Below are 14988 nucleotides of genomic sequence, written 5' to 3' on the forward strand. Positions count from 1 at the left end.
AAAAGGTGGTAGTTTAACTTACCATCTCCTCTGGTTTCACTATACTTTCAAACTCCTCCTCAGTGATCAGTTGAAGTTTTGCTGCTGCTTCTTTTAGAGTGATATTTTCTTTATAAGCAAGCTTCGCTATTTTTGCTGCATTGTCATATCCTATATGCGTATTTAATATAGTAACTAGCATTAACGACTGATTTAGTAAATCCTTTATTCTTTCTTCGTTTGCTTTAATATCAACTACGCATTTCTCTGAAAAATTTAAACTTGCATCAGCTAAAAGTCTTATAGACTGCAAAACATTGTAAATTATCACCGGCTTAAACACGTTCAATTCAAAGTGACCATTTGAGCCACCAATTGTCACGGCAACATGATTTCCCATAACTTGAGCACATACCATAGTCACTGCTTCGCATTGAGTTGGATTCACCTTACCCGGCATGATTGAAGAGCCAGGCTCATTTTCTGGTAACATTATTTCTCCAATTCCGCATCTTGGACCAGAACCAAGTAGCCTTATATCATTTGCAATTTTCATCAAGCTTACTGCTACTGTATTGAGTGCTCCACTGAGCTCAACTAAAGCATCATTTGCTGCTAGTGCTTCAAACTTATTTTTTGCTGAAATAAATGGAAAGTTAGTGATTTTTGCCACTTCTTTAGCAAAATCCTCAGCAAAACCCTTTTTAGTATTGATTCCCGTGCCAACCGCGGTGCCACCTTGTGCAAGTTCATATACATTGATCAGAGTTGACTTTACTCTCTCTATTCCCTTTTTAATCTGAACTGCATAGCCAGAAAATTCCTGCCCAAGTGTTAGAGGAGTTGCATCTTGCAGATGAGTACGCCCTACTTTTATTATATCCTTAAATTCATGAACCTTATTATTTAGCGCTTTATATAATTCTTCAAGATTGGGAATAAGCAAGCGGTTTATTTGCTCTGCTACTGCTATATGCATTGCTGTTGGAAAAGTGTCATTTGATGACTGACCACAGTTTACATGATCATTTGGATGCACTGGAGACTTACTACCTAAATCACCGCCCAAAATTTCTATTGCACGATTGCTGATCACTTCATTCACATTCATATTGGTCTGCGTCCCAGACCCGGTTTGCCAAACAACAAGCGGAAATTGATTATTAAATTTACCGTCTATTACCTCCTGTGCCGCTGTGCAGATTGCATCCCCTACTCTATTATCTATGCTACTCTGTTTCATGTTAACACGTGCTGCTGCAAGTTTTACTATTGCTAGCGCTTTAATCAGCGGCTCTGGCATTTTCTCTGTACCAATTTTGAAATTTTCCAAAGAACGCTGAGTCTGCGCTCCCCAGTAATGTTCACTTGGTACTTCTACTTTTCCTAAGCTATCTGATTCTATTCTAACTTTTTTATCCATATTTCCTCATTCTAGTGTTTGACATTACCTACATATATGATTAGTTAAATCAAATTGTATTTCAGTGTCAAGTTGAGACATTTTTAGTCCAGACCGTAGAAAATTTTCAAGCCATATCTTTTGCTTCTATTACTTTTTTATTGTTATTAAGGCAATCATGCAACCTTAAGCAATAAACCTACTTTCACTCTCTATAAGGCTATTCTACTTAGAGATTGAATAGTGAAAACATCTTTAAGCGCAGAAGCTATACCTTTGTTTGCTTTCTCTTTTTTTACTTCTACAATCATATAACCCAACATTGCACCTAACGCTAGACTAACGGTCGCTGATGCTGCACAAACTGTAATCACTGCTCCCGCAGAACATGATATTGTCATACCAGCAACATAACCTACTATACCACTAACACCAATGCAGACGTATTTCTTCCGTAGCTCTTTTTGTATATGACTTTTCAGATATTCTTTTACATCTAAATGCCCGTTTCTAGTAGCATAATTCAGAGCAGTGTTTTCATAGCCATCTTTCACATTAACATTTGCTTTTGCTGTTTCTATCAGGTACTTTACTACCTCTAAATAGCCACTTCCAGCAGCCCACATTAGAGCAGTTCTTCCATAGTGATCTGTTGAATTAATATCTTCTTTCTGTTTTTCTATCAGGTATCTTACTGTTTCTAATTGACCATTTTTGGCAGCTGAAAATAATCCTGCATGATTGTTAATCATTTGTGCAAATGATAATATTTTTAGTTTAGAGGGTTGTAACTCTTTAGTATTAAAGTTTAATTGTGCTGGAACAATTTCTACTTCAAGCTCTACATGTTCTCTTGTGAAACGATCAAGTAGGCTTTTTAACTGATCAATTGTTTGAATTCTTACCTTATAATACCGCAATAAAGAATTGATTATTTCCCTGTTGTTAAGAAAAAATATCACTAATTCTATTTTACCTGTTAAATCTTTAGCATAGATTGAGTATTCTATATTTAATCTATCTTGTGAAATATTTTGTATTGTCTCACTCTCTGTCCAAATTCTTACCTGTTCATTAATTCTCTTACTTACAAGAAAATTATATAATTCACTATCTTCTTCCTTCATTTTATTGAGCTCATCCTTACAGTCATACCAATAAGATGATAACTCTGGTATACAAGTAGGAAGAGGCAAGCGAGGTATTGACATATCAAGATTAGCTATTAAATGATATCTAGTTAGAAGCTTTGCTACCTCCGTATGGCCATTTACAATAGCATATGTTAGGGCAGAGAATTGACCTTTACGTTTCACATTTAAATCAGCTCCATTTGCTATTAGAAGTTGTACTACCTCAAGATGACCATGGGCAGCAGCATGAATTAGAGCAGTTATGTTTCCCAGAGATTCTGCATTAACATTTGCTCCCTCTTCTATCAAGTATTGTAATATCTCTAGTTGACCATTGTCAGCAGCCCATATTAAAGCAGTTCTCCCATAATCATCATCTATTGTATTAATAATTGCTCCACCCTGTATAGCTTGCTGAACAAAATCTAGCTGTCCTTTTTTAGCAGCATCAATTAGCTGCGCATTTAGCTGTTTTTGTGATGGCATATACTCCTCCTAAAAAATATACAATTTAAAGCTATTTTAGCCACTATTCAAGTTTTAATGGCTAAAATTGATTGAATCACTTTTTAGTGTTTTTTTATGGTTATTTGAGTCTAGCAAAGATGAGTCTATATCACAATCTAGTAATTCTCCTACTGCACTTAGTAAACCAGCTGTACAACCAGCTATTTTGATCTGGATGAGAGGAGATATAATTTATAACCACTCCCCTATCCTTTCTAGTTGTTTGTAGATGTTAAATCTCAGGAATTTATCAAAATAAGGAGAGGCAATGAAGGGAGTAGTATCTCTTAAATAATTAGATAAGAAATCTGGTAGAATATTCTGAAATTCATGCATTTTTTGTCTATAATCTTTCAAAGCAATAACCTTTATTTTATCATAATCAAGTTTCCAATAAGCAAGCTCCGAGACTTCTTTTTTTGTTGTGTATTCCACTGCTAAAGCTTGTAAAATTAATTGCGGGAAAAATCCTGACATAACTTCCTCATTGGAAGGTGGTGAACCAAGTTTATAGTCTATAATTGCTACTTGCCCACCTGGTAGATACTCAACTCTATCACATCTTGCTGTCAATAAAATTTCCTCTGTCATTCGAGTATCTGACCAGCTCTTATTACACAATTGTCTGGTGTGTTCATTTGCAATCAAATTTTCTGGATCCAAGTAGTCAAGCACTGGGATGACACCCTTATTCTTAGTGGAAGTTGTACAGCATCCGCGCAGTTGTGTGTCACGCGCTGGAATATGAAATATCGGATAGGAAAAGCTCTTCTCCAACTCAACTTGATTGTTTCCAGTCCTATCAAACTCAACAAAAGATTGAATTATCCTCTGCAACCTTACCCACCACATATTTGAAAAGTGGAATCGATTAGACGAGAATATTTCTCGTGCAATACTCATCAGCGACTTTTCGTTGCGTAAATATCTTGCAAGAATATTGTGTACCATAGTGCCAAACTCCAATATCGATGGCTTAAAATTTAAGTCTTTCAACTGTCTAAGGTTCAGTATGTATTCAACATAAAATGAATAAGGGTTACGAATCAGTTTTTCTACCGCACTGCAAGACATCACTTGCATTTTTTCTTCTCTGACTTTGGCTTGAGGTTTTGGCATAGGCTGAGTACATGGAACAATGCACTCAGGTGTATTTAATATTCTTAGCCAATTGCGATAAGGATATTTTGGTTCTTGTAACAGAACTTCTAAACGGCGCAATAGAATTGATTTTCTATCACTCACTAGCCTCGTAATATAAACCTTGCCGGCACCAAATAAATTGCGCAAAGTATACAAAAAGTACCCTTGCTCTTCTTGCACAGAAGGAAGGTTAAATTTTTCTCTATTCAGTGCACTCAAAAACGGATTCTGAAAATTTGGTATATCATTAAATCCAGCAAGTATTACAACTTTATTTTGATATAAGCTAAATTTATCAAAGTTATTTTCTGGAGAAAAAAACTTCCTTTTTAAAAATAATATCAGGATTTGACTATATAACTCTAAGGAACACTCAATTGCTATACCGTCACATGCATTTAAGAAATCACGAGTAAAATTACCTATTTCACCATTTAGCTCTAGAAAATTCACATTAGAAAGCACATTAACACACTGTAAATGAGCTGCTGCTATATCAGAAATAGGATAATTTATAAGATTAAGTAAAAGATTAAATATAGTTTCTAATCTACTGATAATAATTAATATATCTTCTTTATATCTTAGCTTTTTACAAGTACTAATAGCGTTGATAATATCCTTAAGACCATTTATATCAAAGCTACGCAATACTTCTATCTCAAACTCAGATAAAATACGAGTGTACTCTTCTTGAGCGTAACCAAAAGTCACTAGCCTATGTTTAAGAAGAGAAAGCAATGCCACACCGTTCCATTTTGAGTTCAAAATCTCAATACTATAAAGCAGAAGCGTCACATAAGAATAGTTTTTCGATATGGGGCACACCATACGAGCTGCAAGTAATTTATCAAAGACAAACAAAGAAACGTTTTCATAACCTTCATTCTCCATAATTAGTGACGTCACCTGTGCTTCTTCCTCTCTGGAATCACAAGTGATGACTTCAATATTGCCAATATATCCATTACTAACTTTACTTAGATCGGCAGTTGTATCAAAGACATAATCTAGTTCAGGACTGCCTGTCATCCCAGCCCTCTGATTTTTAGTGTACGAACATTGTAATTTGCAGGTAATTTGAGTAGTAGATGATGTCATTCCAGTGCTTGATACTGGAATCCAGTTTCTATTGTACAGCCACCTGGTGCACTCATTTAAAGTTAAGTTTTCTGGATCCGAGTGTCTGGACACTGGAATGACATCAGAACACGCTTCTGACAGAAAACTTACATCCTCTCTGCCTATACTTAAATAATCGAGCAGATCTTTCAGGCAATATTGATAATGTTTTTTATCAAGTGATTGCCAATCTTTCTCTTTAATTTTCAAATTCAGATTAGGTAAAATTATCTTTCCAAATGGCAGGTCGTATACAGCTTTAATCAACAACTTATAAATCTCCTCCTTTCCAATTCCAATAAAGATCATATGCTGATCTTTATTCAGGGAGGCTATCATATTGTTTATGTAGTCACTCTTATGCTTTAGTATATCTACTACTCCTAAATTTTTTAAAGTGTTACTCCAAGTTTTGATAAGTAAGTTTATGAAATTCTCCATTTTCTTCGAATGCTCATCAAGCTGATAACAATCCGCTATTTGGGTATATTGAAGTAATGACGGCAAACTGTAAACTAGATCGATTGGAAAACTATCATTGTGTTTTTTATTCCACTCCAATATAAATTGAATGAGTAGCAGCGTTCTCTTTGTCGGGTTAATAACTTTAACTCTATCAAGATTTAATATTAAATCTTCTTCATCAATGTTTTCTAGTGAAACTATCTCTGGCAAAATTATAGTTCTGTAATTCTTGAATGCACTCAGCAATGCTATCACATCCCTCTTGCAGGGAAGTATGATCTTTATCTCGGGAATTTTTTCTCTTTCATATTCAGAAAATATGTGCTGAACCAATACATTGAAAAAGGACTCATTCACATTAACGGTAAAAACTCTTCCCACTAACAGTAACAATTAATACAACACTTTTATTGTATAGAAATTATTTAAAATATAAATGTGCTCGCAGTTTCTTATGCTATGATATATTAAAGTCTTTCACAATATTACATGGCAAACATCAGAATAGAAGTTTTTAATAAATGTGAACAAGTTGGCCGCAGAAGGGTAGTTAATGTTTACTTGATTTACATAAGCAAAGAATTACCATCAAAATTACATGAAGAAATTTGTGGGCTATTTTATAATAAAGTCATACAAGACTGCCGTTATTATTCCTACAATGAAAACCTTGAAAAAGTTCAATATAACTTCATAGAATCACAAGCAAAGTGGGGCTTGGAGATAAGCTTTTTACCTGGCATGACCGATAACGTAGGAAACACGGCAAAACAAATTGTTAGAGAATATCTAATGAGCAAAGGCCACATTGATGAAAGTGTTTCTATCAAGGCAAGAAGTTCAAAATTGATTCTAAGTCAAGGAGGTTTTCCAACCGAAGATGACATAAAACAGGAATTCAATCCTATTACTGAATATTGCACACTTGTCTATAAAGAAAACGGCAATTGCCATTGGAAGTATTACAGTAAACCAAATACCCCACCTGGTGTCATTACAGCGCGTGACCAGGAAAAAAAAGAATGGATTCCAGTGTCAAGCACTGGGATGACACCAGGTAATAATGGAGCAAAATCTGTCAAACTCAATGTAAGTGACCAAGAGCTTGAAAAAATCAGCAGAGATGGAATCGATGGTAATGGCACTTTAGGGCTCTCGCTGGCAGCAATGAAAGCTATAAAGGATTACTTTAAAAAACTCGGTAGAAATCCATATGATATTGAACTTGAGTCTCTGGCACAGACTTGGTCTGAACATTGTAAACACAATATTTTTTGCTCCCCTATTGATGAAATAAAAGATGGTCTATATGCTCATTATATTAAGCGTGCAACGCGTGAGATAAATTCTAACATATGCGTGTCAGTTTTCTCCGACAACGCAGGAGGAATAATTTTTGATGACGATTACTTGATTGTAGATAAAGTTGAAACTCACAATAGTCCTTCAGCTCTCGATCCGTTCGGTGGAGCAATGACTGGAGTGCTTGGAGTTAATCGAGATATAGTCGGTTTTGGCAAAGGTGCAGAACCTATCATGAATACTTATTACTTTTGCTTTGCCAAAGAATCAAAAGGCAAACTTTATAGAGATAAAGAGCGTACTGATAAAATCTTACCACCAAAATATATAATGAAAGAAGTGATTCACGGTGTTAATGTTGCTGGTAATTGCTCCGGTATTCCAACGCAACTTGGATCGGTATACTTTGACGATAGATTCTGTGGAAAGCCATTAGTTTTTGTTGGAAGCATCGGAATTATTCCACGGAATATAAATAATGCACCTTCACACATAAAAGAACCCAAAAACGGTGATAAAATCGTAATTATTGGTGGAAGAGTTGGAAGGGACGGAATTCACGGTGCAACTTTTTCTTCAGAGGCATTGTCGGGAAACAGCCCTTCAACAATTGTGCAAATTGGTGATCCTATAACACAAAAAAAATTATCCAACGCCGTCGTAAAAGCAAGAGATCTTGGTCTTTATAATGCAATAACGGATAATGGAGCAGGCGGTCTATCATCGTCCATTGGTGAAATGGGAAAAGACGGATTTGAAGTTGATTTGAGCAAGGTTCTCCTTAAAAACGATGGTATGGCTCCGTGGGAAATATGGATATCAGAATCACAAGAGAGAATGACCTTAGCAGTGCCAGAAGAAAATCTTCCTGCGTTTAAGCAAATCATGAAAACACATGATGTGGAGGTCTGTGTAATTGGAGAATTCAACAAAAGTGGCAAAGCCGTTGTTAAATGTCCCCCAGGGGCAGTAATAATGGACATCGAAACTGAATTTCTGCATGACGGTAATCCCAAAGTGCATTTACAAACAAAGCCATGGTCTGGAAAATCTAACCCATACGCTGTCATTCCAGAATTCTCTCCTGTTATCCCAGTGCTTGACACTGGAACCCAGCAGGCTTTGTCTGCAAATAAATCTAAAACTTTATGTCAAAATACGTGCGATGGCAGAGTTGAGCTTGAGATAGATTCCAGTGTCAAGCACTGGAATGACACCTTTGCACTAAAAGAAATGCTAAGCAGACCAAACATACGCAGCAAAGAGTTTATAGTGGTGCAATATGACCATGAGGTTCAAGGATCGTCAATACTGAAACCACTGCAAGGCAAGGGAAGAGTGTGCAGTGAAGCTATTGTCTCGAGGCCAGTCCTTTCTTCAAACAAAGGTGTTGTAAAATCGCAGGGATTTGGCTCAAGTTATGGAGAAATTGACACTTATCACATGGCAGCATGTGCGATTGACACTGCAATACGCAACTATGTAGCCGCAGGAGGAAATATAAATCATCTAGCGTTGCTCGACAATTTTTGCTGGTGTGATGCTTATAATCCAGAAAGGCTGTGGCAACTAAAGAGAGCTGCAGAGGCTTGTTACGACTTTGCAACTGCATTTAAAACACCATTCATATCCGGAAAAGACAGTATGTTTAATGACTTCAAGGGATATGATGAAAATGGCGAGAAAGTGATGATATCTGCACCACCTTCACTACTCATTTCAGCAATTGGAGTTATAGACAATATTGAAAATGCGGTATCGCTTGATGTGAAAATGCCAGGGGACTTGATATATGTGCTTGGTACAACCCACGATGAGCTTGGTAAATCTGAATATCAGTTATATAGTGGAATAGATAATAACAACGTGCCAAAAGTTAATGCAAAGAGCGCTAGGAAGTTGTATGAACATTACAACCAGGCAATAAAAGATGGCATAATTGCCTCTGCAATTACACCAAACTTAGGCGGATTAATTATTGCTCTGGCAAAATCGCTAATTGCAGGAGACCTTGGTGCTGAAATCGATCTTTCACTAGTGCCAATAGGAAAAACACAAAATACAGACATAATAAACAAGATAATAATGTTTTCTGAATCGCAAAGTAGAATATTAGTAACCATTGCCCCGCAAAATCAGCGGAAGTTTGAAGAATTGTTTAAAGGTATAGTTTTTTCATGTATTGGAAAAGTGACAGAGGAGAAAGCTCTCAATATAAAGGATATTATAAGAATAGATTTGAAAGACTTAGGTACTAGTTTAAATAACTTTTGATTACGCTAGACAAATTTTTCATTATGTGTAATGTCTGATTAAAATAAATGCATATTATTAAATTTGGGTAGGTGATTATGTCCATTTTATCAATACTCTTGCTTATCAGTCTTTCTTTACTTAACACTTCAAATAAATTAATGATATGTGCTGCCTTATTTGTGGGAGCTACTTTAGTTGTAAACTCAATGGTTGAGTTTTATGGTAGAAGCAAAGCTACTTACAGCTTAATAGTGTGTACAGTGATATGCTGTCTTTTTAAATTGCAAAATTTTAGTTTTATGATACTGGTTCTATATACTGCAATTTTAATCTCTCTTCTCTCAAGCATAGTTGTTTTTGAAGAATTAAAGTCGAAATTGAATTTTCATATGGCAAATTTCATCACTTTAATTATAGCATCAGTCATTGATAGTACGATTGTTTGTGTTGGACTACTATACAAAATTTCTGCAGGTAAATGCTTATCAAGATATATTAAAGATTTAATTTTCAAGTTTTCCTATGCATCGATATTGAGTATCTGCTTGTTTGTAGGAATGTATTTATTCTCCTTGGCAAGCAAGAAGTATTTTAAGGTTTCTGCATAACCCGTCTTCTGATATAGCCAAAATAGTTTAGATTTAACTATAACCGTCATTCCGCTATTTGTTAGCAGCTTGGCAGTATAATGTGAAAAGCTTTTATTCGGATAGCGGTTCTAAAATCAAAGTAATTGGAAACTGTTAACTTAAGTTATCCTTTAAGAGAGCTAGTACAATTTCTTACAGGTTTCATACATGATAAGAGTTTTATTTTTAGCTAAACCAATTGAAATAAGCTATAAAATCTGTTAAAGTCAACTTTGTGCAAGCACCCTTAGCTCAGTTGGATTAGAGCATTTGACTACGGATCAAAAGGTCGGGCGTTCAAGTCGCTCAGGGTGCACCATATTTTATAGGAAATAGAGGTCATACTTGAAATTCATATGTGTAATACCTATCTTTAAAGGTAAAATACTGAGCTATTATATATGAACAAAAAAGACTATTATGATCTGCTAGAAGTGAGCAGAAATGCTAGTACTGACGAGATAAAAAAAGCATATAAAAAACTAGCATTAAAATATCATCCTGACAGAAATCCTGGTAATAAGGAAGCAGAGGAAAAATTTAAAGAAGTAACAGCTGCATATGAAGTTCTATCTGACTCTGAAAAAAGAGCAGGTTATGATCGTTATGGTCACGATGGTGCTTCCGGTGGATTTGATTTCAGCCAAGCTGGAGGGGATTTTAGCGATATATTTAACGATTTTTTTGGTGGAGGATTCGGCGGCAGTACAAGTAGGTCAAGAACAAAAAGAAGTACAACAGGAGTATCTGGAGCAGATCTGCGCTACGATCTTAAAATTACCTTAGAAGATGCATTTAAAGGAATACAAGCACCTATACATTATGTGACAAATATAAAATGTAATACATGCCAAGGCACAGGTAGCGAAGGAGCAATCAAACCAGTTCAGTGCAACACATGCCAGGGAAGCGGTAGAATTAGAACTCAACAGGGCTTTTTTACCATTGAAAGAACGTGTACTACATGCTATGGGGAAGGAGAAATAATACAAAATAAATGTAAGAAATGCGGTGGAAGTGGGCGTAAAAGAGATGAAGTAAATATCTCCGTTTCAATTCCAAAAGGCATAGAAGAAGGAGCTAAGGTAAGGGTCAGTGGTAAAGGAGAAGCTGGAGCAAGAGGTGGAAAAAGCGGAGATTTATACGTATGTGTGAAAATAGCTACTCATCAGATCTTCACTCGCAATAGAGCAGATTTACACTGTAAAGTGCCTATAAGAATGACACTAGCAGTACTTGGTGGTGAAATCGATATTCAATCAATTGATGGAGCTAAAATAAAAGTAAAGGTCCCTGAAGGCACTCAAACTGGTACCAAACTACGTTGTAGGGAAAAGGGTATGCCATATATGAACTCACATGCTCGTGGTGATTTATACGTACAGGTAATAGTTGAGACTTTAAATCCAAAGAATTTAACCCAAAAGCAGATTGAGCTATTAAAAGCGCTTGAGGAAGAGGAACATGAAAGTGTAGAGCAGAAATCTGAAGGATTCTTTGGAAAAGTAAAAAAAAAATGAGAAATTTGCTAAATGATATAAAGAGGTAGCTGTCTACACTTAATTCTTTTTACCAATTTGAAAGCCTTCTCTTTTAGTGAAAAGATTTTTTTAAGTTATGCAAAAGTGATAAATTCCTTTATTTAAGGTCGAAGTTTTGCTATCCTCGCATTTTAATAATTTAAAATTAATGAACATAAACAAAAATGAGTTTTTATTTCTTCCTCTTGGAGGAGTAGGAAGAATTGGGATGAACGTTAGCCTATATCATTATCAAGGCAAGTGGATTATGATCGACCTTGGTATCGGTTTTGCAGATGAAACTATGCCAGGTGTTGAGCTGCTCATCGCTGATGTAGATTTTATTGCTCAAAGAAAAAAAGATTTGCTTGGAATAATCATTACACATGCACATGAGGATCACTGTGGTGCAGTGCCTCATCTGTGGGAAGAGTTAGAATGTCCCATATATACAACAAAGTTTACGGTTAACTTTCTCAAAGAAAAATTGAAAGAATTTCGATTGGAAGGTATAGTGCCTTTGAAAGAGGTGGACATAAATGGCATCATAAATTTGGGTCCTTTTACCGTTGAGTTTATAAATGTAACTCATTCAATTCCTGAAGCAAATTCAATATTAATTAGCACTGAAGCAGGTAGTGCACTTCATACTGGGGACTGGAAATTTGATCCAAAACCTGTTGTTGGATTAACTTCTAATATGGAGCGTCTAAAAGAAATTGGCGATAAAGGTGATCTGCTTGCAGCAATTTGCGATTCAACCAATATATTAAGCAAGCATCACCCTGAGTCAGAAAGTGAAATTTATGATAATATTTACAATATAATAAAGCGGTCTAAAAAATTGGTTGCTGTCTCGCTATTTGCCTCGAATGTGGCGCGAATTGAAACAATAAGCCAAGCTGCAAAAGCACTAAATAGAAAAGTGGTTTTACTTGGCAGATCTTTATGGAGAATAGTGAAAGTTGCGCAGGATAGTGGTTATTTAACTGATTCTCCTGAGTTTCTAGAAGCAAAGGAGGCAGTAAATTTTCCAAGGGAAAAGCTGGTGCTACTTTGCACAGGTTGTCAAGGTGAGCCACTGGCAGCTACCGCAAGACTTGCCGCTAAGAGTCATCAAGCATTTAAAATGCAGCAAGGTGATACCATGATCTTTTCATCAAAAATCATTCCTGGCAATGAAACTCGTGCACATAACATGCTCAATGCCTTTATTGAGATGGGAGTGGAAGTTATTACTGAAAAAACAGAGAATGTTCATGCTTCCGGACATCCAGTAAAAGCAGAGCTAAGGGAAATGTATTCTTTGATAAAACCTAAGATAGCTATTCCAGTTCATGGTGAGTATATTCATACGGATGCACATGTAAAGTTCGCTAAAGAGTGCGGTGTGAAAAAAGCAATAATGATTGCACCAGGTGATATTGTTAATTTGGAGAATGGAGAAAAAGTTAGTTCAATTGATGTTGACTACTTTGGTATTGATGGTACGTTGCTACGCCATCCAGAATGCAGCGTTATAAAGATGCGTGAGAGAATGAGAGATGCTGGGGTTATTGTAGTAACAGCAATTGTGAATAAGAAAAACAAATTGCTCGCTAAGCCAAAAGTATTTGCACCTGGTGTTTTCGAAGCGCAAGAAGATGCAGCCATTATGCAAAAGATCATAGAGAAGGTTGAGTCAGCATTTAGTCCACAACCGATAAAAAAAATAAGAAATAAGATTGAAAGTTCAATATTTAGTATCTTAAAGGAATATTTACTAAAAAGACCTATAATTGAAGTCCAAATAGAACAGGTATAGAAATATACCTCTTTTTATTAACCATTATTTGAGTAAGAAGTTAACAATGTATTCTTTGATGTTATTTCAGCATGAAATACTGGAATCCGTAAAAAAAAATCAGTGTCAGATCACACAACTATACAAACATTGTGATTTGAATCTACCAGAAGGGTGCCATCTCAACGCCCAGGCAAACATTGTAGTTTTAGAGCAATCTCCACCAGTAGAGTGTCATCCCAGTGCTCTGACACTGGAATCCAGTTTTTCATGCAATCTTGTCAAAGACGTTTATTTTAGAATAAAACAGCTACTTTTATGCTTGCCACCTCAGTGCACTTACTTGCAGTCAAATTTCTGGATTCCAGTGTCAAGTACTGCAGAAATTGATTTACTCTACTGTCATGCAGTTTAACTTCAAAAGTAAGCTATTTGCTGAGATGACAGGAGGTAATGCAAGAAATCTAATGAAGCTATTCGTTCAACTGGTGTTATTTATTTCGTTATTTATTCCTTATTCCACAAAAGCTGTTTTATATGTTGATATAAAAAAAAGCAATATTGGTAATATTGATCTTGTTGTATCTAAATGTGCATGCAAGACAGAAGTGGAAAGTGAGCTAAGTGAAAGCATCACAAAAGTAATTGAAACAAATCTATCTAATTGTGGCTTATTTAATGTGAAACGTAACACGAAAGTTGAGTCTTGGAAAAGCGATACTGTAGTCACAGTAAGTTTAAGTGAAGTATCAAACAGAAATTTAGAGCTATCTTTTCGTTTATCTGACAGCTTTACAAACAGAGAATTACTTACTCAGTCGGTTGTTTTTCTAGCAAAAGACTGGAGGAAAATTAGTCATCTTGTTTCAGATGTGATACATGATAGATTGATTGGTGAGAAAGGGCATTTCAATACAAAAATTACATATATCGCTGAAGAAAAAGATAGCAATTACAAATCCGTCCGTAAAATTGCTGTGATGAATCAAGATGGAAGTAATATAAAGTACTTAACAAATGGTGAGAAATTTGTGTCAACACCAAGATTTTCACCAAATGGAAAGGGTATTGTTTATATCTCATACACAAATGGTAAAAGTTATATAATATTAAAAAATTTAAAAGATAACACTGAATCAATAATCAGCGCATTTGAAGGAGTTATTTCTGCACCAAGATTTTCTCCTGATGGTAAATCTCTTTTTATTTCCCACTCATTGAGTGGTGAAACAAATATATTATCTCTAGACTTAAGCAGTAAACGAACAAAAAAAATTACTAAAGGTTCAGCTATAAGTACTTCTCCCTCTTTGTCTCCAGATCAAAAGTACATGGTTTTTAGTTCTGATATAAGTGGAAGTCAGCAACTATATATCATAGATTTCACTAAAAAAAGCAAAAAACCCAAGAGAATTAGTTTTGGAAATGGAAGATATGCTACACCTGTTTGGTCGCCAAAAGGAGATCTGATAGCTTTTACAAAAATTCAGTCAGGAAAATTTTACATAGGAGTTATGAAGCCAGATGGCAAAGAAGAGCGCTTGCTTTCAGAGGGACATAAAATTGAATCTCCGGCATGGCTACCAAATGGCAGAGAAATTATCTTTACTAACGCAGAATCACCAAGCAACTCTAAATTATATTTAGTAGATTTAGTAAAGAAAAATCAAAAAATGGTTTTTACTCCAACGAATGCTTCTTTACCAGATTGGTCTTATTTTTGAAAGTAGATCTATAAAATCGGTAT

General features: G+C 35.5%; 8 protein-coding genes and 1 tRNA gene. 6 read left to right on the plus strand and 3 right to left on the minus strand.

The window, feature by feature from the left end; genetic code table 11:
• Window positions 1-13: 13 nt before the first annotated feature.
• The 3 genes from fumC to ONG78_RS06215 form a co-directional block, all read right to left on the minus strand.
• Complete coding sequence (fumC, locus tag ONG78_RS06205; protein ID WP_264377941.1) at window positions 14-1402, minus strand: class II fumarate hydratase; 1389 nt, start codon at window positions 1400-1402, stop codon at window positions 14-16.
• A gap of 191 nt (window positions 1403-1593) precedes the next feature.
• On the minus strand, window positions 1594-3000 hold the full coding sequence (locus ONG78_RS06210; RefSeq protein ID WP_264377942.1) for an ankyrin repeat domain-containing protein: 1407 nt from the start codon (window positions 2998-3000) through the stop codon (window positions 1594-1596).
• 213 nt (window positions 3001-3213) lie between these two features.
• Complete coding sequence (locus ONG78_RS06215; protein WP_264378075.1) at window positions 3214-6132, minus strand: PD-(D/E)XK nuclease family protein; 2919 nt, start codon at window positions 6130-6132, stop codon at window positions 3214-3216.
• Window positions 6133-6240: 108 nt separating this feature from the next.
• On the opposite strand from ONG78_RS06215, the gene ONG78_RS06220 reads away from it, so the two are divergent.
• The 6 genes from ONG78_RS06220 to ONG78_RS06245 all read left to right on the plus strand — a co-directional run bounded on the left by ONG78_RS06220 (window position 6241) and on the right by ONG78_RS06245 (window position 14965).
• Window positions 6241-9327: a phosphoribosylformylglycinamidine synthase subunit PurL gene (locus tag ONG78_RS06220; protein WP_264377943.1), complete on the plus strand. Its 3087-nt coding sequence runs from the start codon at window positions 6241-6243 to the stop codon at window positions 9325-9327.
• Window positions 9328-9404: 77 nt separating this feature from the next.
• Window positions 9405-9917 carry a hypothetical protein gene (locus ONG78_RS06225; protein ID WP_264377944.1) on the plus strand — a complete coding sequence of 171 codons (513 nt, stop codon included), beginning with the start codon at window positions 9405-9407 and terminating at the stop codon, window positions 9915-9917.
• Between the two features lie 262 nt (window positions 9918-10179).
• Window positions 10180-10257, plus strand: a tRNA-Arg gene (locus tag ONG78_RS06230).
• Window positions 10258-10339: 82 nt separating this feature from the next.
• Window positions 10340-11458 (plus strand): molecular chaperone DnaJ, encoded by a 1119-nt coding sequence (gene dnaJ / locus ONG78_RS06235; RefSeq protein WP_012481762.1) that lies wholly within the window; start codon window positions 10340-10342, stop codon window positions 11456-11458.
• Between the two features lie 169 nt (window positions 11459-11627).
• Window positions 11628-13262 carry a ribonuclease J gene (locus tag ONG78_RS06240; protein WP_264377945.1) on the plus strand — a complete coding sequence of 545 codons (1635 nt, stop codon included), beginning with the start codon at window positions 11628-11630 and terminating at the stop codon, window positions 13260-13262.
• A 446-nt stretch (window positions 13263-13708) separates the two neighbouring features.
• A complete protein-coding gene (locus tag ONG78_RS06245; RefSeq protein WP_064085826.1) occupies window positions 13709-14965 on the plus strand; it encodes a Tol-Pal system protein TolB in 1257 nt (418 codons plus the stop codon).
• The last annotated feature ends 23 nt before the right edge of the window (window positions 14966-14988 follow it).

Origin of the sequence: Wolbachia endosymbiont (group B) of Philonthus cognatus (genome assembly GCF_947179345.1) — a bacterium.
Classification (GTDB): Bacteria; Pseudomonadota; Alphaproteobacteria; order Rickettsiales; family Anaplasmataceae; genus Wolbachia.

Excerpts from the sequence above, each read along its gene's own strand:
- fumC (WP_264377941.1), bottom strand. The coding sequence starts at position 1,402 with ATGGATAAAAAAGTTAGAATAGAATCAGATAGCTTAGGAAAAGTAGAA.
- ONG78_RS06210 (WP_264377942.1), bottom strand. The coding sequence starts at position 3,000 with ATGCCATCACAAAAACAGCTAAATGCGCAGCTAATTGATGCTGCTAAA.
- ONG78_RS06220 (WP_264377943.1), top strand. The coding sequence starts at position 6,241 with ATGGCAAACATCAGAATAGAAGTTTTTAATAAATGTGAACAAGTTGGC.
- ONG78_RS06225 (WP_264377944.1), top strand. The coding sequence starts at position 9,405 with ATGTCCATTTTATCAATACTCTTGCTTATCAGTCTTTCTTTACTTAAC.
- dnaJ (WP_012481762.1), top strand. The coding sequence starts at position 10,340 with ATGAACAAAAAAGACTATTATGATCTGCTAGAAGTGAGCAGAAATGCT.
- ONG78_RS06240 (WP_264377945.1), top strand. The coding sequence starts at position 11,628 with ATGAACATAAACAAAAATGAGTTTTTATTTCTTCCTCTTGGAGGAGTA.
- ONG78_RS06245 (WP_064085826.1), top strand. The coding sequence starts at position 13,709 with ATGAAGCTATTCGTTCAACTGGTGTTATTTATTTCGTTATTTATTCCT.